Genomic DNA, 19,698 nt, shown 5'->3' with positions numbered 1-19,698 from the left:
AAGGCAGCGGGATCTCTGTGGGAGCGGGCGTGCCCGCGAAGGCCGCGACGCCGATTCAAATCGGGCTGAGGATGGTGTCCCTGGCCTCGTCCAGCATCCCCGGGTAGTCCAGCGTGTAATGCAGCCCACGGCTTTCCTTGCGCTGCATGGCCGAGCGGATCATCAGCTCGGCCACCTGCGCCAGGTTGCGCAGCTCGATCAGGTCGCGGCTTACCTTGTAGTTGCTGTAGAACTCATCGATTTCGTCCAACAACAGACGAATGCGGTGCTGGGCCCGCTGCAGGCGCTTGCTGGTGCGCACGATGCCGACGTAGTCCCACATGAAGCGCCGCAGTTCGTCCCAGTTGTGCGCGATGATCACATCCTCGTCCGAGTCGGTGACCTGGCTGGCGTCCCAGCCGGGCAGGGCCTTGGGCATGGTCACTTCGTCCAGGTGCGCCTGGATGGTCGGCCGCTGCGGCACGGCCATAGACGAAGCATTCCAGCAGCGAGTTGCTGGCCATGCGGTTGGCGCCGTGCAGGCCGGTGAAGCTGGTTTCGCCAATGGCGTACAGGCCCGGCACATCGGTGTGGCCGCGGTCGTCGACCATTACCCCGCCGCAGGTGTAGTGCGCCGCCGGTACCACCGGAATCGGCTGGCGGGTGATGTCGATGCCAAAGGCCAGGCAGCGCTCGTACACGGTGGGGAAGTGGCTCTTGATGAAGTCGGCCGGCTTGTGGGTGATGTCCAGGTACACGCAGTCCACGCCCAGGCGCTTCATCTCGTGGTCGATGGCGCGGGCTACGATGTCGCGCGGGGCCAGTTCTTCCCGCGGGTCGAAGCGTGGCATGAACCGCTCGCCATTGGGCAAGCGCAGCAGCGCGCCTTCGCCGCGCAGGGCTTCGGTGATCAGGAAGCTCTTGGCCTGTGGATGGTACAGGCAGGTCGGGTGAAACTGGTTGAACTCCAGGTTCGCCACCCGGCAACCGGCCCGCCAGGCCATGGCGATGCCGTCACCGCAGGCACCATCGGGGTTGCTGGTATACAGGTAGACCTTGGCCGCACCGCCAGTGGCCAGCACGGTGAAACGCGCGCCGAAGGTGTCCACCTCACCGGTGTTGCGGTCGAGCACATAGGCGCCCAGGCAGCGCTCGCCGGGCAGGCCGAGGCGGCGTTCGGTGATCAGGTCGACCGCCACGCGCTGTTCAAGCAGCTGGATATTCGGGCGCCGCCGAGCCTGCTGCAGCAGCGTGGTGAAGATCGCGGCACCGGTGGCGTCGGCAGCGTGGATGATACGCCTGTGGCTATGGCCGCCCTCGCGGGTCAGGTGGAACTCGAAACCGCCGTCGTCGACGCTGTAGTGCTCGTCACGGGTAAAGGGCACGCCTTGCTCGATCAGCCATTCGATGGCTTCGCGGCTGTGCTCGACGGTGAAGCGCACTGCCTCTTCATGGCACAGGCCGCCGCCGGCATTGAGGGTATCCTCGACATGCGACTGCACGGTATCGGTATTGTCCAGCACCGCCGCGACACCGCCCTGGGCCCAGAAGGTCGAGCCGTTGGCCAGGTCGCCCTTGCTGAGCACGGCGACGCGCAGGTGGCTGGGGAGGTTCAGTGCCAGGCTGAGACCGGCGGCGCCGCTGCCGATCACCAGGACATCATGTTGGAATTGTTGGCTCATGTCGGGACACTAGTATTCTTTGGAAGGGGCGCGGCACAATAGTCACGCGCCGATGGCATTGTGAAACTATCGTTAAGGCTGGCCGGGTTGCCTTTATAGCAGCCCCGGGTGGCCAATTTCCATGCCACTTGCCTGGTCGCGACAACCTTTATGGGAACTTTCCGACATGGCCGGAAATCCTATGAAGGCTGCCCACGCGCCACAACTTGCCGCGGCGACGCAGGGCGGCAGGCCTGTCCGGGCTGTCCCTGCGTACTCGAAACCTGATTATCGACGTAGCCGGCCGTGACCGTGCCGCGTCTTCCGTGCAAGCCGACCAAGGGCTGCAGGAAACTTGCTTGGAGGGGAGAACTTTTGCGCAAAGCCCGAGTCTATGGTTGCAAGCCTGAACGATGGCGGATGCAACGCTCCTTCGAGTTCACTGAGGAGTGTTCATGCTAACCCAGGAAGAGGATCAGCAGCTTGTCGAGCGCGTTCAGCGTGGTGACAGGCGAGCGTTCGATCTGTTGGTGCTGAAGTATCAGCACAAGATTCTCGGGTTGATCGTGCGGTTCGTTCACGATACCCACGAGGCCCAGGATGTAGCACAGGAAGCCTTCATCAAGGCCTACCGTGCGCTTGGCAACTTCCGCGGAGACAGTGCGTTCTATACGTGGCTGTACCGCATCGCCATCAACACGGCGAAGAACTACCTGGTGTCCCGTGGAAGACGGCCGCCAGACAGCGATGTGAGCTCCGAGGATGCGGAGTTTTACGACGGCGATCATGGCCTCAAGGATCTCGAGTCCCCAGAACGCTCGTTGTTGCGGGATGAAATCGAAGGCACCGTCCATCGCACCATCCAGCAACTGCCTGAAGACCTGCGCACGGCACTGACCCTGCGCGAGTTCGACGGGCTGAGTTACGAAGACATTGCCAGTGTCATGCAATGTCCGGTGGGTACCGTGCGCTCTCGAATCTTCCGCGCTCGGGAGGCCATAGATAAAGCCCTGCAACCTTTGCTGCAGGAAACCTGAGACAGCGGCGACAGCCAAGAGAGGAACCGCCATGAGTCGTGAAGCTTTGCAGGAATCGCTGTCCGCGGTGATGGATAACGAAGCGGACGAGCTTGAACTGCGTCGTGTGTTGAACGCCGTAGACGATGCTGAAACCCGTGCCACCTGGTCGCGTTACCAGGTGGCCCGCGCAGCCATGCACAAGGAGCTGCTGCTGCCAAACCTGGATATCGCCTCGGCGGTGTCTGCCGCGCTGGCTGACGAAGCCGTGCCGGCCAAGGTCAAGCAAGGCCCATGGCGCAGCATTGGCCGCCTGGCGGTAGCTGCCTCGGTTACCGTAGCGGTGCTGGCGGGTGTACGCATGTACAACCAGGACGAGATCACTGGCGCCGAGCTGGCTGCCCAACAACCTGCCCAACAAGGCCTGACTGTGCCACAAGCCCAGGGCCCAGCCGTTTTGGCAGGCTATAGTGAGAGCAGTGAGCAACCGACCGGGCCGATGGCCAACGGCGTGCTGCAGAACCAGGCCGGCTGGGATCAGCGTTTGCCAGGCTACCTGCGCCAGCATGCCCAGGAATCTGCGCTCAAGGGCACTGAAACCGCATTGCCGTATGCCCGCGCCGCCAGCCTGGAAAACCGTTAAGTAAGGAGGATCATGCGCGCGCTACCTCTCCTGTCGCTGCTGATAGGCAGCTGCATGACGGTGCCAGCGTTGGCGGCCAATTCTTCGCCCGAGGCGAGCGAGTGGCTGAACAAGCTGGCACAGGCCGAGCAAAAGCAGAGCTACCAGGGCTCTTTTGTTTACGAACGCAACGGCAGCTTCTCCTCCCATGAGATCTGGCACAGGGTCGACGGCGGCAAGGTCAGCGAGCGGCTGTTGCAGCTCGATGGCACTGCCCAGGAAATCGTGCGCGTAGATGGCAAGGTAGAGTGTGTCAGCGGGGCCTTGGTCAGTGGTGTTACGGCTCCCCCGGACGCCGCGCAACGTGTTCTTGATCCGCTGAAACTGATGGGCTGGTATGACTTGAGCGTGGCGGGCAAGTCACGGGTCGCCGGGCGCGATGCCGTGATCGTGACGCTCACGCCGCGCGACCAGCACCGCTATGCCTTCGAATTGCACCTGGACCGTGCTACCGGCTTGCCACTGCGCTCATTGATGATCAATGACAAGGGGCAGTTGCTGGAGCGCTTCCAGATGACCCGTCTCGATACTGAAGTCCCCAGTGATGAAGACCTGCGTGCCAGCGCTGCGTGCAAGCCGGTGCAGCAGGTGGCCGCTGCCGGTGATGACAAGGTCGTCGGCTGGCGTTCAGACTGGCTGCCGCCAGGCTTCGAACTGGTCAACAGCTCGGTACGCCGCGATCCGAAACATGACAGCACGGTCAGCAGCCTGATGTACGACGATGGTCTGGCGCGCTTCTCGGTATTCCTCGAGCCGGTCAAGGATGAAGGCGGTACCGACATGCGTACCCAGCTTGGCCCGACGTCGGCGGTTTCGCGTCGGCTGAACACGCCAAAAGGCAGGGTAATGGTCACCGTGGTCGGCGAAATCCCGTTGGGTACGGCAGAGCGCGTGGCGTTGTCGATGCGCCCTCTGGATGGTCCGGCACGCCAGTAATGGCGCGCTTTTGCGAGGCTGGCGTGTGGGCCATGCCAAGGCGCGTGGACATGCCGCTGAAATGAAATTAAAGCATTGTCATTTGCAATCCATCGGCAAATTTTCTATAGGTCAGGCTTCTTGGAGCCTGGCCTTTCCTGCTTTGTGCAGGGGCTTTTCTAAACTACCGCTCGTTGTGACGGGAGCCGTATGTCAATACCACGCTTGAAATCCTACCTATCGATGTTCGCCGCCGTGCTGATGCTCGGCCAGGTGCTCAGCGCCCAGGCCGAGGAAGCCCTGCCGGACTTCACTACCCTGGTCGAGCAGGCCTCGCCAGCCGTGGTCAACATCAGTACCAAGCAAAAGCTGCCGGACCGCCGCATGGCCGCCGGGCAGATGCCCGACCTGGAAGGTCTGCCGCCAATGTTCCGCGAGTTCTTCGAGCGCAACATGCCGCAGCAGCCGCGCTCGCCGCGTGGCGACCGCCAGCGCGAGGCCCAGTCGCTGGGTTCGGGCTTCATCATCTCCAGCGATGGTTACGTGCTGACCAACAACCACGTGGTAGCCGATGCCGACGAGATCATCGTCCGCCTGTCGGACCGCAGCGAGCTGCAGGCCAAACTGGTCGGCACCGACCCGCGTACCGACGTGGCCTTGCTCAAGGTCGAGGGCAAGAACCTGCCGACCGTCAAGCTGGGTGATTCCGAGAAACTCAAAGTGGGCGAGTGGGTGCTGGCCATCGGTTCGCCGTTCGGCTTCGACCATTCGGTGACCAAAGGTATCGTCAGCGCCAAGGGTCGTACCCTGCCCAACGACACCTACGTACCGTTCATCCAGACCGACGTGGCAATCAACCCGGGCAACTCGGGTGGCCCGCTGTTCAACATGAATGGCGAAGTGGTGGGGATCAACTCGCAGATCTTCACCCGTTCCGGCGGTTTCATGGGCCTGTCGTTCGCCATTCCGATCGATGTGGCGATCGACGTTTCCAACCAGCTGAAGAAAGACGGCAAGGTCAGCCGCGGCTGGCTGGGCGTGGTGATCCAGGAGGTCAACAAGGACCTGGCTGAATCGTTCGGCCTGGACAAACCGGCCGGCGCCCTGGTAGCGCAGGTGCTGGAAAACGGCCCGGCAGCCAAGGGCGGCCTGCAGGTGGGTGACGTGATCCTGAGCATGAACGGCCAGCCGATCATCATGTCGGCCGACTTGCCGCACCTGGTCGGCAGCCTGAAGGATGGCGAAAAGGCCAAGCTGGAGATCATCCGCAACGGCAAACGCCAGAATCTCGACATCAGCGTTGGTGCCTTGCCGGACGATGATGCCGACATCGGTACCGGTGCCGAAGGCAGCGCCGAACGCAGCAGCAACCGCCTGGGTGTATCGGTGGCCGACCTGACTGCCGAACAGAAGAAGGCCCTGGAGCTCAAGGGTGGCGTTGTGATCAAGGAAGTCCAGGATGGCCCGGCCGCGATGATCGGCCTGCGTCCGGGTGACGTCATCAGCCACCTGAACAACCAGGCCATCGGTTCGGCCAAGGAATTCACCGAGATCGCCAAGGAACTGCCGAAGAACCGCTCGGTGTCGATGCGCGTGCTGCGTCAGGGGCGCGCCAGCTTCATCACCTTCAAGCTGGCTGAATAAGCGGCTTTGCAAGGCAAAAGGGCAGCTTCGGCTGCCCTTTTTTCATGAAAGTTCACAATTCCACGGCCAATGCCGTGTACAGCCCGATAGAGGAATCTCCCATATCCCGGCAGCTTAAGGTACAATTCCCGGCTATTTTTCGGCGGGCGTCCGGCTCGCAGCCTTTTCGAGTGTTGACCCGTGAGTGATTTGAGTCATATCCGCAATTTCTCCATCATCGCCCACATCGACCATGGCAAGTCGACGCTGGCCGACCGTTTCATCCAGATGTGCGGTGGCCTGTCGGCACGCGAGATGGAAGCCCAGGTGCTCGATTCCATGGACCTGGAGCGTGAGCGCGGTATCACCATCAAGGCCCACAGCGTCACGCTCAACTACAAGGCGCAGGACGGCAAGGTCTACCAGCTGAACTTCATCGATACCCCCGGCCACGTCGACTTCACTTACGAAGTTTCGCGCTCGCTGGCGGCCTGTGAAGGCGCGCTGCTGGTGGTGGACGCCGGCCAGGGCGTCGAGGCCCAGTCCGTGGCCAACTGCTACACCGCCATTGAGCAGGGCCTGGAGGTCATGCCGGTACTGAACAAGATGGACCTGCCCCAGGCCGACCCGGACCGCGTCAAGGACGAGATCGAGAAGATCATCGGCATCGACGCCACCGACGCCGTGGCCTGCAGCGCCAAGAGCGGCATGGGCGTGGACGAGGTGCTCGAGCGCCTGGTGCAGACCATCCCTGCTCCGGAAGGCGATATCGAGGCGCCGCTGCAGGCGCTGATCATCGACTCCTGGTTCGACAACTACCTGGGCGTGGTCTCGCTGGTGCGTGTGCGCCACGGCCGCGTCAAGAAAGGCGACAAGATCCTGGTCAAGTCCACCGGCAAGGTGCACCTGGTCGACAGCGTGGGTGTGTTCACCCCGAAACACACCCAGACGGCCGACCTGAAGGCCGGCGAAGTAGGCTTCATCATCGCCAGCATCAAGGACATTCACGGTGCGCCGGTCGGTGACACCCTGACCCTGTCCACCACGCCTGAGGTGGAGGTGCTGCCAGGCTTCAAGAAGATCCAGCCGCAGGTTTACGCCGGCCTGTTCCCGGTCAGCTCCGACGATTTCGAGGACTTCCGCGATGCGCTGCAGAAGCTGACCCTGAACGATTCGTCGCTGCAATACATGCCGGAAAGCTCCGACGCCCTGGGCTTCGGCTTCCGTTGCGGCTTCCTCGGCATGCTGCACATGGAGATCATTCAGGAGCGCCTGGAGCGCGAATACGACCTGGACCTGATCACCACCGCGCCAAGCGTGATCTACGAGCTGGAACTGAAAACCGGCGAGACCATCACCGTAGACAACCCGTCGAAGCTGCCTGACGTCTCGGCGGTCGCCGATTTCCGCGAGCCGATCGTCACTGCAACCATTCTGGTGCCGCAGGAGCACCTGGGCAACGTCATCACCCTGTGTATCGAGAAGCGTGGCGTGCAGCGCGACATGCAGTTCCTCGGCAGTCAGGTGCAGGTGCGCTACGACCTGCCGATGAACGAAGTGGTGCTGGACTTCTTCGACCGCCTCAAGTCCACCAGCCGCGGCTATGCTTCGCTGGACTATCATTTCGATCGCTACCAGTCGGCCAACCTGGTCAAGCTGGACGTACTGATCAACGGCGACAAGGTCGATGCCCTGGCATTGATCGTGCACCGCGACAACGCGGCCTACAAAGGCCGTGCGTTGACCGAGAAGATGAAGGAGCTGATCCCTCGGCAGATGTTCGATGTGGCGATCCAGGCAGCTATCGGCGGCCAGATCATCGCGCGGACAACCGTCAAGGCGCTCAGAAAGAACGTACTGGCCAAGTGCTACGGTGGTGACGTCAGCCGTAAGAAGAAACTGCTGGAGAAGCAGAAGGCCGGTAAGAAACGCATGAAACAGGTGGGCAACGTGGAGATTCCACAGGAAGCCTTCCTCGCCGTGCTCAGGTTGGATAGCTAGGTCCTATGTCGCTAAATTTCCCGCTGTTGCTAGTCATCGCCGTCTTCGTCTGCGGCCTGCTGGGCTTGATCGACTTGCTGTTCCTGGCCCCGCGCCGGCGTGCGGCAATCGCCAACTACCAGGGCAGCGTCAGCCAGCCCGAAATGGCTGTGGTCGAACGCCTGGGCAAGGAGCCGTTGCTGGTCGAGTACGGCAAGTCGTTCTTCCCGGTTCTGTTCATCGTGCTGGTGCTGCGTTCGTTCCTGGTCGAGCCGTTCCAGATCCCTTCGGGGTCGATGAAGCCGACCCTGGAAGTGGGCGATTTCATCCTGGTGAACAAGTTCTCGTACGGCATTCGCCTGCCGGTGATCGACAAGAAGGTCATCGAGGTGGGTGACCCGCAACGCGGTGATGTGATGGTGTTCCGCTACCCGAGCGACCCGAACGTCAACTACATCAAGCGGGTGGTCGGCCTGCCAGGCGACGTGGTGCGTTACACCAACGACAAGCGGCTGTTCGTCAACGGCCAGCCGATTGCCGAACAACTGGTGGGCACCGAGCCGGGCACATTGGGCAGCGCCGAGCTGTACAAGGAAAAGCTCGGTGAGGCCGAACACCTGATCCGCAAGGAAATGAGCCGTTACCGCATGCCGCCGGACCAGCAATGGACCGTGCCGGCAGGCCATTACTTCATGATGGGCGACAACCGCGACAACTCCAACGACAGCCGTTACTGGGATGACCCGAACATCCCGAAGGAACTGCACGGCATGGTTCCGGACCGGAACATTGTCGGCAAGGCCTTCGCGGTGTGGATGAGCTGGCCAGAACCCAAGCTCAGCCACCTGCCCAACCTGTCGCGGGTCGGTCTGATCCATTGATACCCATCGGCGCTGGCCAGCAGGCAGCGCCGAATGCATTTCTGACATAGGCTGTGTTCTCAGGGATCGGGAGATTCGTCGCACGTTGCGGCGGGCCACAGCCAAACAGTCTTTCAGGATGTTGATTTGAACAACGCGTTGAACAACGAACGGGTGGCTGCATGAGTGCTCCCCTTGCCCGTCTGGAGCGAAAGCTCGGTTATACCTTCATAGAACCAGGACCAGATGCTCCTGGCACTGACCCATCGCAGCTACGCCGGGCGCAACAACGAGCGCCTGGAGTTTCTCGGTGACGCCATTCTCAACTTCGTCGCCGGCGAAGCGCTGTTCGAGCGCTTCCCGCAGGCCCGCGAAGGCCAGCTGTCGCGCCTGCGCGCGCGCTTGGTCAAGGGTGAAACCCTGGCCCGACTGGCCCGTGGTTTCGACCTGGGCGACCACCTGCGGCTGGGGTCGGGTGAGCTCAAGAGCGGTGGCTTCCGCCGCGAGTCGATCCTGGCTGATGCACTGGAGGCGCTGATTGGCGCCATCTACCTGGACGCCGATATGGAAACGGCCCGGGAGCGCGTGCTGGCGTGGCTGGCCGATGAGTTCGAAGGCCTGACCCTGGTCGATACCAACAAGGACCCGAAGACCCGCCTGCAGGAGTTCCTGCAGTCGCGCAGCTGTGAGCTGCCGCGTTACGAAGTGGTGGATATCCAGGGCGAACCGCACTGCCGCACCTTCTTCGTCGAATGCGAAGTGGTGCTGCTGAACAACAAGAGCCGTGGCCAGGGCGTTAGCCGGCGTATCGCCGAGCAAGTCGCCGCCGCGTCTGCACTGATCGCCCTGGGCGTGGAGAATGGCAATGACTGATAGCAACCCGACCCGCTGCGGCTACGTGGCCATTGTCGGCCGCCCGAACGTGGGCAAGTCGACCCTGCTCAACCACATCCTCGGCCAGAAACTGGCGATCACCTCGCGCAAGCCGCAGACAACCCGCCACAACATGCTCGGCATCAAGACCGAGGGTGACGTGCAGGCGATCTACGTCGATACCCCCGGTATGCACAAGGCCAACGACAAGGCCTTGAACCGCTACATGAACCGCAACGCCTCGGCGGCCCTGAAAGACGTCGACGTGGTGATCTTCGTGGTCGACCGCACCAAGTGGACCGACGAAGACCAACTGGTGCTGGAGCGCGTGCAGTATGTGACCGGCCCGCTGATCATCGCGGTCAACAAGACCGACCGCATGGAAGAGAAGGCCGAGCTGATCCCTCACTTGCAGTGGCTGCAGGAGCAATTGCCGAACGCCGAGGTCATGCCGATTTCCGCGCAGCAGGGGCACAACCTCGAAGCGCTGGAAGCCCAGATCGCCAAGCACTTGCCCGAAAACGATCACTTCTTCCCGGAAGACCAGATCACTGACCGCAGCAGCCGCTTCCTGGCTGCCGAGCTGGTGCGCGAGAAGATCATGCGCCAGCTGGGTGCCGAGCTGCCGTACCAGATCACCGTGGAGATCGAAGAATTCAAGCAGCAGGGCCATGTGCTGCACATTCACGCGCTGATCCTGGTCGAGCGTGACGGCCAGAAGAAGATCATCATTGGCGACAAGGGCGAGCGCATCAAGCGCATCGGCTCCGAGGCGCGCAAGGACATGGAAGTGCTGTTCGACTCCAAGGTCATGCTCAACCTGTGGGTCAAGGTTAAAGGCGGCTGGTCCGATGACGAGCGCGCCCTGCGTTCGCTGGGCTACGGCGACCTCTAAGCAATACTGTTGGGGCCGCACCGCGGCCCCAATTAGCAGTATTGCCGGGGCGCAGGTAACGAGTGATCTTTGATGGAACAGCCAGTCGGCCAACCGGCCTACGTCCTGCACAGCCGTGCCTACAAGGAAACCAGCGCGCTGGTGGACTTCTTCACCCCGCAGGGCCGTGTACGTGCCGTGCTGCGCCGTGCGCGCGGCAAGGGTGGCAGCCTGGTGCGGCCGTTCGTGCCACTGGAGCTGGAGCTGCGCGGGCGTGGCGAGCTGAAGAATGTAGGCCGCATGGACAGCGCCGGCATCGCCGCCTGGCTGCACGGCGATGCCCTGTTCAGCGGGCTGTACCTCAACGAACTGCTCATGCGCCTGCTGCCCGCCGAAGCGCCTTTCCCGGCGCTGTTCGAGCACTACACCCTGACCTTGCAGGCCTTGGCCGCTGGTCGCCCGCTGGAGCCGCTGCTGCGCTCCTTCGAATGGCGGCTGCTGGACGAGCTCGGTTACGCGTTTTCGTTGCGCCACGACGTCAATGACCAGCCGATCGCGGTCGACGGCCTGTACCGCTTGCGTGTGGATGCCGGCCTGGAGCGGATCGAACTGGTGCAACCCGGGCTGTTTCGCGGTACCGAGCTGCTGGCCCTGGCCGAAGCCGACTGGGATGCCCCTGGTGCCTTGCTCGCCGCCAAGCGCCTGATGCGCCAGGCACTGGCGGTTCACCTGGGGGCAAAGCCGCTGGTCAGCCGGGAACTGTTTCGCAAGCGCTGATCACGACGTATGCTGTGGGGCTCAATCTTCAGGAGAGCCTTTCGTGACTCACAGCAACCGCATGCTTCTTGGCGTAAACATCGACCACGTGGCGACCCTGCGCCAGGCCCGGGGCACGCGTTACCCTGATCCGGTCAAGGCTGCCCTGGATGCCGAGGAAGCAGGCGCCGATGGCATCACCGTGCACCTGCGTGAAGACCGCCGGCACATTCAGGAGCGTGACGTGGTGCTGCTCAAGGATGTGCTGCAGACCCGCATGAACTTCGAGATGGGCGTCACCGAAGAGATGATGGCCTTTGCCGAGAAGATTCGCCCGGCGCACATCTGCCTGGTACCGGAAACCCGTCAGGAACTGACCACCGAAGGTGGGCTGGACGTCGCAGGCCAGGAGGCGCGGATCAAGGCGGCGGTTGAGCGGCTGTCCCGTACCGGTGCGGAAGTGTCGCTGTTCATCGATGCCGACGAGCGGCAGATCGAGGCCTCGCGTCGGGTTGGTGCGCCGGCTATCGAGCTGCACACCGGGCGTTACGCCGATGCCGAAACCCCGACCGAGGTCGCTGAAGAGCTCAAGCGTATCGTCGATGGCGTGGCGTTTGGCGTGGGGCAGGGGTTGATCGTCAATGCCGGCCATGGGCTGCATTACCACAACGTCGAGGCGGTGGCGGCGATCAAGGGCATCAACGAGCTGAACATCGGCCATGCGCTGGTGGCGCATGCGTTGTTTGTCGGCTTCAAGGCGGCCGTGGCGGAGATGAAGGCGCTGATCGTGGCGGCTTCGCGCTAATCGTTGGTCGCCTGTACCGGCCTCTTCGCGGGCTTGCCCGCTCCCACAGGGATTGCACAAGCTTCAAGACCTGTGGGAGCGGGCAAGCCCGCGAAGAGGCCAGCACAGGCGGTGGATTACTCGGCAGGAAACACCAGGGTAAACCGGGTAGGCCCCAAGGGGCTGCTGCTGACTTCGACCCGCCCGCCATGCAACAGCATGATCGATTTCACGATTGCCAGCCCCAACCCGGTCCCGCCCTCCAGCCGCGAGCGCCCCGAGCCCACCCGGTAAAACCGCTCGAACAAGCGCGACTGGTGCTCTTCAGCAATACCAGGCCCCTGGTTCTCTACCGAAAGCCGAATTTCGCTACCCAGGCGCTCGATGCGCAACTCCACAGGCTTGCCATCGGGACAGTGCCGAATGGCATTGCTCAACAGGTTCGACAACGCCCGTTGAAACATCAGCCGATCCCCCAATGCCGTCCCCCAGCCCTGAACACGCAGCTCAACGTCTTTAAGTTCGGCACTGAACGCGAACAGTTCGACAACCCGAGCAGTCTCGTCGGCCATTGCCATGGGTTTCAGCACTACCTGGGCTTGAGGCTGGCTGACCTGGGCGAGAAACAGCATGTCGTTGATGATGCGGTTGAGCCGGGTCAGTTCTTCGATGCTGTCTTCCAGCACTTCCCGGTAGTTGGCGTTATCCCGCTCACGGGCCAGGGTCACCTGGGCCTTGCCCATCAGGTTGCTCAACGGCGTACGCAACTCGTGGGCCAGGTCATCGGAAAACTGCGACAGCTGGCTGACGCCTTGGTCGAGGCGGTCCAGCATCACATTGATGCTGCTGGCCAGTTCTGCCAGTTCCAGCGGCAGGCCGGTAGCGGGCAGGCGATGTTGCAGGTCCTGGGCCGATACCCGCCCGGCAATGCGCCGGAAGTGCCGCAGTGGCTTCAGGCCGCGCTGCATCAGCCACCAGGCGCCGGCGCCAATCAGCAGTAACAGCAGCGGCAGCGCGAGCAGGGTGGAATGCAGGTAGGCTTGCAGCAGGGCGTTATCGTCGGCGCGGTTGAGCGACATCATCACCTTTACCGGGGTGTCGTCGCGCAGGCGCATCAGCCGGGTCACGGTGAGTATCTGGGTGCCACCGCTGTCGCGCCAGGCATGGAAGGTCAGGCTGGCATCGGTGCGCAGCTCGCCGACCTGCGACTCCAGCGCTGGCCCGAGGCTGAGCAGATGCGGGTGGCGGCCTTCGAGAGCCAGTACGGTGAGGCTGAGGTTGTCGTGCCCCATCACCAGATCGAGCAAGGGATGGGCGCGACTGCCCAGGTCTTCGCTACGCAGGTCGACGCGCAGGTTGTGCTCGACCTGCAGCATCTTGCGCGCCAGGTCCTTGCGTGCGCGGCTGTCCAGTTCGTGATCGAGGGCGAACACGGCCAGGCAGGCCAGTAGCAGCACCAGGGCGGCGCCCATCAGCGTCATGCTCAGCCCCAGGCGCAGTGACAGGCTGGCATTGTTCAAAAGCGTGCCTCGAGCACGTAGCCGACGCCACGCAGGGTATGGATCAGCTTGTCGTCGAACGGGTCGTCGATCTTTGCCCGCAGGCGCCGGATCGAAACCTCGACCACATTGGTGTCGCAGTCGAAGTTCATGTCCCACACCAGCGAGATGATCTGGGTGCGCGACAGCACCTCGCCGGTCTGGCGCATCAGCAGGTGCAGCAGGGCGAATTCCTTGGCGGTCAGGTCGATACGCTGCCCGGCGCGGTAAGCGCGGTGGCGGCCGGGGTCCAGTTCCAGATCGGCGACGCGCAAGGTGCTGGGCTGCAGTTGCTGGTCGTTGCGGCGCAGCAGGCTGCGGATGCGTGCCAGCAGTTCGGGAAACTCGAAGGGTTTGAGCAGGTAATCGTCGGCCCCCAGGTCCAGGCCCTTGACCCGGTCGGCCAGGCGACCGTGAGCGGTGAGCATCATGATGCGCGTGGCCGATTCGGCGCGCAGCCGCTGCAGCACGGTCCAGCCATCGAGCTCGGGCAGGTTGACATCGAGAATGACCAGGTCGTAGGGCTGCTGGCGGGCCAGGTGCAAGCCATCGGTGCCGGTGTGGGCGCAATCGACCACGTAGCCGTTCTCGCGCAGGCCCTGCTGCAGGTAGTCGGCGGTACGCAACTCGTCCTCGATGATCAGTAGGCGCATGGGTGGGCTCGGTGTGATGACGGGGGGGCGATTCTCGACCCTGTAGTGACATCAGGGTCAAGGCGCAGGATGTTACGGCATGAGAAAGGGCCTGCGGTGCAGATAACGGATTTGTAATGCTGCTGTTATCTGGCTGTCTGATCCGGCCTCTTCGCGGGCACGCCCGCTCCCACAGGTACACCACAGATTTCGACAGCTGTGGTGTACCTGTGGGAGCGGGCGTGCCCGCGAAGAGGCCGGATCAGGCAAAACAAGGCCACATTGCAAGACTGTAATCCCCGCCTCACCTTGCCGTTAGCTAGCCCTCGCTAGGATGGCCGTGTCTGATCGGTTATCACGAGGCAACCACGATGAACCTGACCAAATACCTGCTGCTGGTCACGCTTGCCCTTGGCAGCGCCAGTGTTTACGCCGAGGGCGGTGCTGAACGTTCGAAACAATTCTGGCAAGCGTTCCGCGAAGACCAGCAGCGCCTGCACGGTGACAAGCAACAGGCCATTGCCGAGCGTGAGCGCAAGGCGCAGGAAAAGGCCCGCGAGTTGGCCAAGGACTGAGGTAACAGCACCTGCGCCGCGACAGCTCCTCGGCGCAGGTGTATTCAGGCGCCCACTCCGGGCGCTTTTTTTATTTGCGCGCCAGCAGGGTGGCGCGGCGTGGTGCCGGCAGGCCTTCGAGGGTTTTGCTGTGGTCGTTCGGGTCAAGGAAGTCGCCCAGTGACTGGTAGCGCATCCACTCGGTGCTGCGCTGTTCCTCGACGCTGGTCACGCTGACGTCGACGCACCGCACATCGCTGAAACCGGCACGGCGCAACCACCGCGCCAGAGCCGGCACAGACGGCAGATACCAGACGTTGCGCATCTGTGCATAGCGGTCCTCAGGTACCAGCACCTGGTTTTCGTCACCCTCGATCACCAAGGTTTCCAGCACCAGCTCACCGCCTTTGACCAGGCAGTCCTTGAGCGCCAGCAGGTGCTCGATGGGCGAGCGGCGGTGGTAGAACACGCCCATGGAAAACACCGTGTCGAAACCTTCGAGGTTGGCCGGCAGGTCTTCGAGAGCGAACGGCAGGTGCCAGGCGGGCAGTTCGGGCAGGTATTGCTGGACGGCCTGGAACTGGCAGAAGAACAGCCAGTTGGGATCGACGCCTATCACCATGTCGGCGCCGGCACCGAGCATGCGCCACTGGTAGTAGCCGTTGCCGCAGCCTACGTCGAGCACGCGCTTGCCCTTGAGGTCCAGGTGCGGGCCAACCCGTGGACCATTTCCAGTCTGAACGCCATTCGGTGTCCACATGTACACCGAACAGGTCGAACGGCCCTTTGCGCCAGGGTGACAGGCCCATCAGTGCCTGGCGCATCTGCGCGCGGGTCGCGTCGTCGCAGTCGCAATCCAGGCGCAGCCCGTTGACCAGGTCGATTTCGCTTGGCTGCAGGGCGGGCAGGGCCTCCAGTGCACCGCGCCAGCGATCGAGGTCACCGTGGCCCTTTTCCAGCTTGGCTTCCAGTTGTGCTTGCAGGCCTTGCGACCAGGAAGCCAGGGGCGTGCCCGCCAGGCGGCGGACGAGAGGGGACAGATCGATCATGGCAGGGCTATCAAAGAGGCGAAGTTAAGGCATTGGAACCAGGGCACCACTTTCGAGAAACCGGCAGCGCGCAGGCGTTCCTTGTGGGCTTCGAGGGTATCAGGCCTCATCACGTTTTCAATGGCGCTGCGCTTCTGGGCAATTTCCAGCTCGCTGTAGCCATTGGCACGCTTGAAGTCCAGGTGCAGTTCATTGAGCAGGTCCTGCTCTTCGTGATCGGCGAAGCGCAGTTTTTCCGAGAGGATCAGTGCGCCGCCGGGCAGCAGCGCCTGGCGGATGCGGCCGAGCAGCTCCAGGCGCTGGTCGGGGGCGATGAACTGCAGGGTGAAGTTCATCGCCACCACCGAGGCGGGCTCGAAGGGCAGGGCCAGGATGTCGGCTTCCAGCACCTGCACCGGTAGCAGTTCCTGGAACATCGAGTCCTGGGCAGTGAGGTACTGGCGGCAACGCTCGACCATCGCCGCGGAGTTGTCCACGGCAATTACCCGGCAGCCGTCACTGCGCACATGGCGGCGCAGCGACTGGGTGACGGCGCCCAGCGACGCACCCAGGTCGTACAGCGCGGTGTGCGGCTGGGCGAAGCGCGCGGCCAGCACGCCGAGGTTCTCGACGATAGTCGGGTAGCCCGGCACCGAGCGCTTGATCATGTCCGGGAACACACGCACCACATCCTCGTTGAAGGCGAAGTCGGGCACCTGCTCCAGGGGCTGGGCGAAAAGGCGGTCGGGTTGTTTGCTCACGGCGGGCTCGATACAGGGTGAAACGGAGGCGCATTTTAGCCAAAGGCCGCGATTCTTGCCATGTCAGCGCTTCAGGCTCAGGGCGTTCATACCGCAGCCGCTGCGGTCAGCGGACGACGATCCGGCAATCGAAAGTCTGTACCGGGGCAACATCTGCCGCCCAGGGCTGCTGGTACACCAGCACCAACTGGCCATCGCCGGTGCTGCTGGCCTGGTAGCGCCAGGTCGAGACACCGGCGCTGCCGACCACATTTTCTTCTTCCGGGGCGCTATACACCTCCGGGCCGAGGCTTTGCAGCACGTTCGCGGCCGGGTTTTCGACCCGCCAGCGGTAACCGGTGGACGGGTTGCTCGGCAGGGTCAGGATCAGTGCCTGGCCAACCTGCAGGCGCGTTGGGCATTCGCTCTCGGCGTCCAGTGCGACGGGTTGCGTGGGCTGTTGGGCGCAGGCAGAAAGCAAGGCGAAGCTCAGGGGAACGAGCAGACGAGGGGCGGTCATGTTGGCTCCGTAGGCTGGCGATGGCCTGAGGATAACCGATGATCGAGGAGATTTGTGTTGCCTGTGCCGGCCTCTTCGCGGGCTTGCCCGCTCCCACAGGTATTGCACAGTATTTGAAAACTGTGATTTCCCTGTGGGGGCGGGCAAGCCCGCGAAGGGGTCGGAGCAGCTCAGAACAGGACTTTGGCCACGTCGGCAAAGCGCTTGGCGAAATGCACCGTCAGGCCTTCGCGCAGGTAGTCCGGCAGTTCTTCGTAGTCCCCGCGGTTAGGCTCCGGCAAGATCAGCTCGAAGATCTTCTGCCGCCGCGCCGCGATCACCTTCTCGCGCACACCACCAATCGGCAGTACTTGCCCGGTCAGGGTCAGCTCGCCAGTCATGGCCACGCCCTTCTTCGGCGCCTGGTCACGGGCCAGCGACAGCAGGGCGCTGGCCATGGTGATGCCGGCACTCGGGCCGTCCTTGGGCGTGGCGCCTTCGGGCACGTGCAGATGAATGAACGCTTCGTTGAAGAAACCAGGGTCACCACCAAACTGCTTGAGGTTGGAACTGACGTAGCTGTAGGCGATTTCGGCCGACTCTTTCATCACGTCACCCAGCTTGCCGGTCAGCTTGAAGCCGCGGTTGAGGGTGTGGATACGGGTGGCCTCGATCGGCAGCGTGGCGCCACCCATGCTGGTCCAGGCCAGGCCGGTGATCACGCCTTTGCCGGCCAGCACCTGCTCGCTGCGGAACACGGGCATGCCAAGCGCGGCTTCCAGGTCCTTGGTGCCTATCTTCAGCTTGGCCTGGGGGGCATCCAGCAGCTTGACCACTGCCTTGCGCACCAGCTTGCCCAGTTGTTTCTCCAGCTGGCGCACCCCGGCTTCGCGGGCATAGCCTTCGATCACCGTGCGCAGGGCGCTGTCACTGATGGCCAGGCTGGTCTTGGTCACGCCGGCCTTTTCCAGCTGCTTGGGCCACAGGTGGCGCTTGGCGATGGCCAGTTTCTCTTCGGTGATGTAGCCGGACAGGCGGATCACTTCCATGCGGTCGAGCAATGGCCCGGGGATCGAGTCCAGGGTATTGGCGGTGCACACGAACAGCACCTTGGACAGGTCCAGACGCAGGTCGAGGTAGTGGTCGAGGAAGTCGACGTTCTGCTCCGGGTCGAGGGTTTCCAGCAGCGCCGAAGCCGGATCGCCCTGGTAGCTCTGGCCCATCTTGTCGATCTCGTCGAGCATGATCACCGGGTTCATCACTTCGACGTCCTTCAGGGCCTGCACCAGCTTGCCGGGCTGGGCGCCAATATAGGTACGGCGGTGGCCCTTGATCTCTGCCTCGTCACGCATGCCGCCGACACTGAAGCGGTAGAACGGCCGGCCGAGCGATTCGGCGATGGACTTGCCGATGCTGGTCTTGCCCACCCCCGGCGGGCCCACCAGCAGCACGATCGAGCCACTGATCTCGCCTTTCCAGGCGCCCACGGCGAGGAATTCGAGAATGCGTTCCTTGATGTCATCGAGACCGGCATGGTGCTGGTCGAGGACTTTGCGCGCGTGTTTGAGGTCGAGCTTGTCCTTGCCGTACACGCCCCAGGGCAGGGCGGTGGCCCAGTCCAGGTAGTTGCGGGTGACGGCGTACTCGGGCGAGCCGGTTTCGAGAATGGCCAGCTTGCCCATCTCCTCATCGATGCGCTTGCGCGCCTGGTCCGGCAGGGTCTTGCCTTCGAGACGCTGCTCGAACTGCTCAAGGTCGGCGCTGCGGTCGTCTTTGGTCAGGCCCAGTTCCTGCTGGATGACCTTGAGCTGCTCCTTGAGGAAGAACTCGCGCTGGTGCTCGCCGATCTGGCGGTTGACCTCGGCCGAGATCTCGTTCTGCAGGCGCGCGACCTCGACTTCCTTGCGCAGCATCGGCAGGACCTTTTCCATGCGCTTGAGCATGGGTACGCAGTCGAGCACTTCCTGCAGCTGGTTGCCGGTGGCCGAGGTCAGGGCAGCGGCAAAGTCGGTGAGCGGCGACGGGTCGTTGGGGCTGAAGCGGTTGAGGTAGTTTTTAAGCTCTTCGCTGTATAGCGGGTTGAGTGGCAGCAGCTCCTTGATCGCGTTGATCAGCGCCATGCCGTAGGCCTTGACCTCGTCGGTCGGCTCGGCGGGCTGGCGCGGGTATTCGACCTCTACCAGGTACGGTGGGCGGTGGTGCTTGAGCCAGGTGCGGATGCGTACCCGGGTCAGGCCCTGGGCGACGAACTGCAGCTTGCCGTTTTCGCGGCTGGCGTGGTGCACCTTCACCAGCGTTCCGTACTCCGGCAGCGCCGAGGTGTCGAAGTGACGGTGATCTTCAGGCGGGGTGTCCATGAAGAACAGGGCCAGCGTGTGGTCTGGCGTCTTTGCTACCAGGTCGAGGGTTTCTGCCCAAGGCTCTTCATTGACGATGACCGGCAGCACCTGGGCGGGGAAGAACGGACGGTTGTGGATCGGGATCACGTAGACCTTGTCCGGCAGCTGCTGGCCGGGCAGGGCGAGGGCGTGGCCGGTTTCGGCCTGGGGAGTGGTGTGTTCGACTTCGCTGTGTTCGTCGGGATGTTCCGGGAAATCCTGCTGGTCGCTCATGGGGCACCTGCGTGAATGACTATGGTGCTTAGATGGGGCGCGGGGGGATGGGTTTCAATGGTAGACGAAGGCGGGAGAGGGATGTTTGCTGC

General features: G+C 63.0%; 15 protein-coding genes and 3 pseudogenes. 11 read left to right on the top strand and 7 right to left on the bottom strand.

What is annotated here, in order from left to right; all coding sequences use genetic code 11:
• Nucleotides 1-55 precede the first annotated feature (55 nt).
• Nucleotides 56-1,661, bottom strand: a pseudogene (nadB, locus tag QIY50_05125) (L-aspartate oxidase).
• Nucleotides 1,662-2,095: 434 nt separating this feature from the next.
• Here nadB and rpoE point away from each other — a divergent pair.
• From rpoE to pdxJ, 10 genes and pseudogenes are all read left to right on the top strand, one after another.
• The gene (gene rpoE, locus QIY50_05120; protein ID WGV21623.1) at nucleotides 2,096-2,677 is read left to right on the top strand and encodes an RNA polymerase sigma factor RpoE; all 582 of its coding nucleotides are present in this window, start codon (nucleotides 2,096-2,098) and stop codon (nucleotides 2,675-2,677) included.
• Between the two features lie 31 nt (nucleotides 2,678-2,708).
• Nucleotides 2,709-3,299 carry an RseA family anti-sigma factor gene (locus QIY50_05115; GenBank protein WGV21622.1) on the top strand — a complete coding sequence of 197 codons (591 nt, stop codon included), beginning with the start codon at nucleotides 2,709-2,711 and terminating at the stop codon, nucleotides 3,297-3,299.
• A gap of 12 nt (nucleotides 3,300-3,311) precedes the next feature.
• Nucleotides 3,312-4,274 carry a MucB/RseB C-terminal domain-containing protein gene (locus QIY50_05110; GenBank protein ID WGV21621.1) on the top strand — a complete coding sequence of 321 codons (963 nt, stop codon included), beginning with the start codon at nucleotides 3,312-3,314 and terminating at the stop codon, nucleotides 4,272-4,274.
• A 189-nt stretch (nucleotides 4,275-4,463) separates the two neighbouring features.
• Nucleotides 4,464-5,897, top strand: coding sequence for a DegQ family serine endoprotease (locus tag QIY50_05105; protein ID WGV21620.1), 1,434 nt, complete (start codon nucleotides 4,464-4,466; stop codon nucleotides 5,895-5,897).
• 180 nt (nucleotides 5,898-6,077) lie between these two features.
• Nucleotides 6,078-7,877, top strand: coding sequence for a translation elongation factor 4 (gene lepA, locus QIY50_05100; GenBank protein WGV21619.1), 1,800 nt, complete (start codon nucleotides 6,078-6,080; stop codon nucleotides 7,875-7,877).
• 5 nt (nucleotides 7,878-7,882) lie between these two features.
• Nucleotides 7,883-8,737 (top strand): signal peptidase I, encoded by an 855-nt coding sequence (lepB, locus tag QIY50_05095; GenBank protein ID WGV21618.1) that lies wholly within the window; start codon nucleotides 7,883-7,885, stop codon nucleotides 8,735-8,737.
• A gap of 161 nt (nucleotides 8,738-8,898) precedes the next feature.
• Nucleotides 8,899-9,589, top strand: a pseudogene (gene rnc, locus QIY50_05090) (ribonuclease III).
• Nucleotides 9,582-10,484 carry a GTPase Era gene (era, locus tag QIY50_05085; GenBank protein WGV21617.1) on the top strand — a complete coding sequence of 301 codons (903 nt, stop codon included), beginning with the start codon at nucleotides 9,582-9,584 and terminating at the stop codon, nucleotides 10,482-10,484. Before rnc ends, era begins: the two are co-directional and overlap by 8 nt.
• 72 nt (nucleotides 10,485-10,556) lie before the next feature.
• Nucleotides 10,557-11,240: a DNA repair protein RecO gene (gene recO / locus QIY50_05080; GenBank protein WGV21616.1), complete on the top strand. Its 684-nt coding sequence runs from the start codon at nucleotides 10,557-10,559 to the stop codon at nucleotides 11,238-11,240.
• Nucleotides 11,241-11,283: 43 nt separating this feature from the next.
• Nucleotides 11,284-12,024, top strand: a complete 741-nt coding sequence (gene pdxJ, locus QIY50_05075) for a pyridoxine 5'-phosphate synthase (protein WGV21615.1) — start codon at nucleotides 11,284-11,286, stop codon at nucleotides 12,022-12,024.
• 116 nt (nucleotides 12,025-12,140) lie between these two features.
• Here pdxJ and QIY50_05070 read toward each other — a convergent pair whose 3' ends face one another.
• Nucleotides 12,141-13,523 carry a heavy metal sensor histidine kinase gene (locus QIY50_05070; GenBank protein WGV21614.1) on the bottom strand — a complete coding sequence of 461 codons (1,383 nt, stop codon included), beginning with the start codon at nucleotides 13,521-13,523 and terminating at the stop codon, nucleotides 12,141-12,143.
• A complete protein-coding gene (locus QIY50_05065; protein WGV21613.1) occupies nucleotides 13,520-14,194 on the bottom strand; it encodes a heavy metal response regulator transcription factor in 675 nt (224 codons plus the stop codon). The genes QIY50_05070 and QIY50_05065 overlap by 4 nt, the downstream gene beginning before the upstream one ends.
• 350 nt (nucleotides 14,195-14,544) lie before the next feature.
• Between QIY50_05065 and QIY50_05060 the strand changes: the two genes are divergently transcribed.
• Entirely contained in the window at nucleotides 14,545-14,748 is a 204-nt protein-coding gene (locus QIY50_05060) for a hypothetical protein (GenBank protein WGV21612.1), read from the top strand.
• Nucleotides 14,749-14,818: 70 nt separating this feature from the next.
• Here the strand turns inward: QIY50_05060 and cmoB are convergent.
• The 4 genes and pseudogenes from cmoB to lon all read right to left on the bottom strand — a co-directional run bounded on the left by cmoB (nucleotide 14,819) and on the right by lon (nucleotide 19,606).
• Nucleotides 14,819-15,776 (bottom strand): annotated as a pseudogene (gene cmoB / locus QIY50_05055) (tRNA 5-methoxyuridine(34)/uridine 5-oxyacetic acid(34) synthase CmoB).
• Complete coding sequence (gene cmoA / locus QIY50_05050; protein ID WGV21611.1) at nucleotides 15,773-16,516, bottom strand: carboxy-S-adenosyl-L-methionine synthase CmoA; 744 nt, start codon at nucleotides 16,514-16,516, stop codon at nucleotides 15,773-15,775. Before cmoA ends, cmoB begins: the two are co-directional and overlap by 4 nt.
• 106 nt (nucleotides 16,517-16,622) lie before the next feature.
• On the bottom strand, nucleotides 16,623-17,015 hold the full coding sequence (locus tag QIY50_05045; protein WGV21610.1) for a protease inhibitor I42 family protein: 393 nt from the start codon (nucleotides 17,013-17,015) through the stop codon (nucleotides 16,623-16,625).
• A 170-nt stretch (nucleotides 17,016-17,185) separates the two neighbouring features.
• Complete coding sequence (gene lon / locus QIY50_05040) at nucleotides 17,186-19,606, bottom strand: endopeptidase La (protein WGV21609.1); 2,421 nt, start codon at nucleotides 19,604-19,606, stop codon at nucleotides 17,186-17,188.
• Nucleotides 19,607-19,698: the final 92 nt, after the last annotated feature.

This window comes from Pseudomonas putida (assembly GCA_029953615.1).
Classification (GTDB): Bacteria; Pseudomonadota; Gammaproteobacteria; order Pseudomonadales; family Pseudomonadaceae; genus Aquipseudomonas.
This window is presented reverse-complemented; position numbering and strand designations above follow the sequence as displayed.

Coding starts and splice junctions, on each gene's coding strand:
- lepB (WGV21618.1), top strand. CDS start 7,883: ATGTCGCTAAATTTCCCGCTGTTGCTAGTCATCGCCGTCTTCGTCTGC.
- era (WGV21617.1), top strand. CDS start 9,582: ATGACTGATAGCAACCCGACCCGCTGCGGCTACGTGGCCATTGTCGGC.
- lon (WGV21609.1), bottom strand. CDS start 19,606: ATGAGCGACCAGCAGGATTTCCCGGAACATCCCGACGAACACAGCGAA.
- QIY50_05105 (WGV21620.1), top strand. CDS start 4,464: ATGTCAATACCACGCTTGAAATCCTACCTATCGATGTTCGCCGCCGTG.
- QIY50_05045 (WGV21610.1), bottom strand. CDS start 17,015: ATGACCGCCCCTCGTCTGCTCGTTCCCCTGAGCTTCGCCTTGCTTTCT.
- QIY50_05115 (WGV21622.1), top strand. CDS start 2,709: ATGAGTCGTGAAGCTTTGCAGGAATCGCTGTCCGCGGTGATGGATAAC.
- rpoE (WGV21623.1), top strand. CDS start 2,096: ATGCTAACCCAGGAAGAGGATCAGCAGCTTGTCGAGCGCGTTCAGCGT.
- QIY50_05110 (WGV21621.1), top strand. CDS start 3,312: ATGCGCGCGCTACCTCTCCTGTCGCTGCTGATAGGCAGCTGCATGACG.
- QIY50_05060 (WGV21612.1), top strand. CDS start 14,545: ATGAACCTGACCAAATACCTGCTGCTGGTCACGCTTGCCCTTGGCAGC.
- QIY50_05065 (WGV21613.1), bottom strand. CDS start 14,194: ATGCGCCTACTGATCATCGAGGACGAGTTGCGTACCGCCGACTACCTG.
- recO (WGV21616.1), top strand. CDS start 10,557: ATGGAACAGCCAGTCGGCCAACCGGCCTACGTCCTGCACAGCCGTGCC.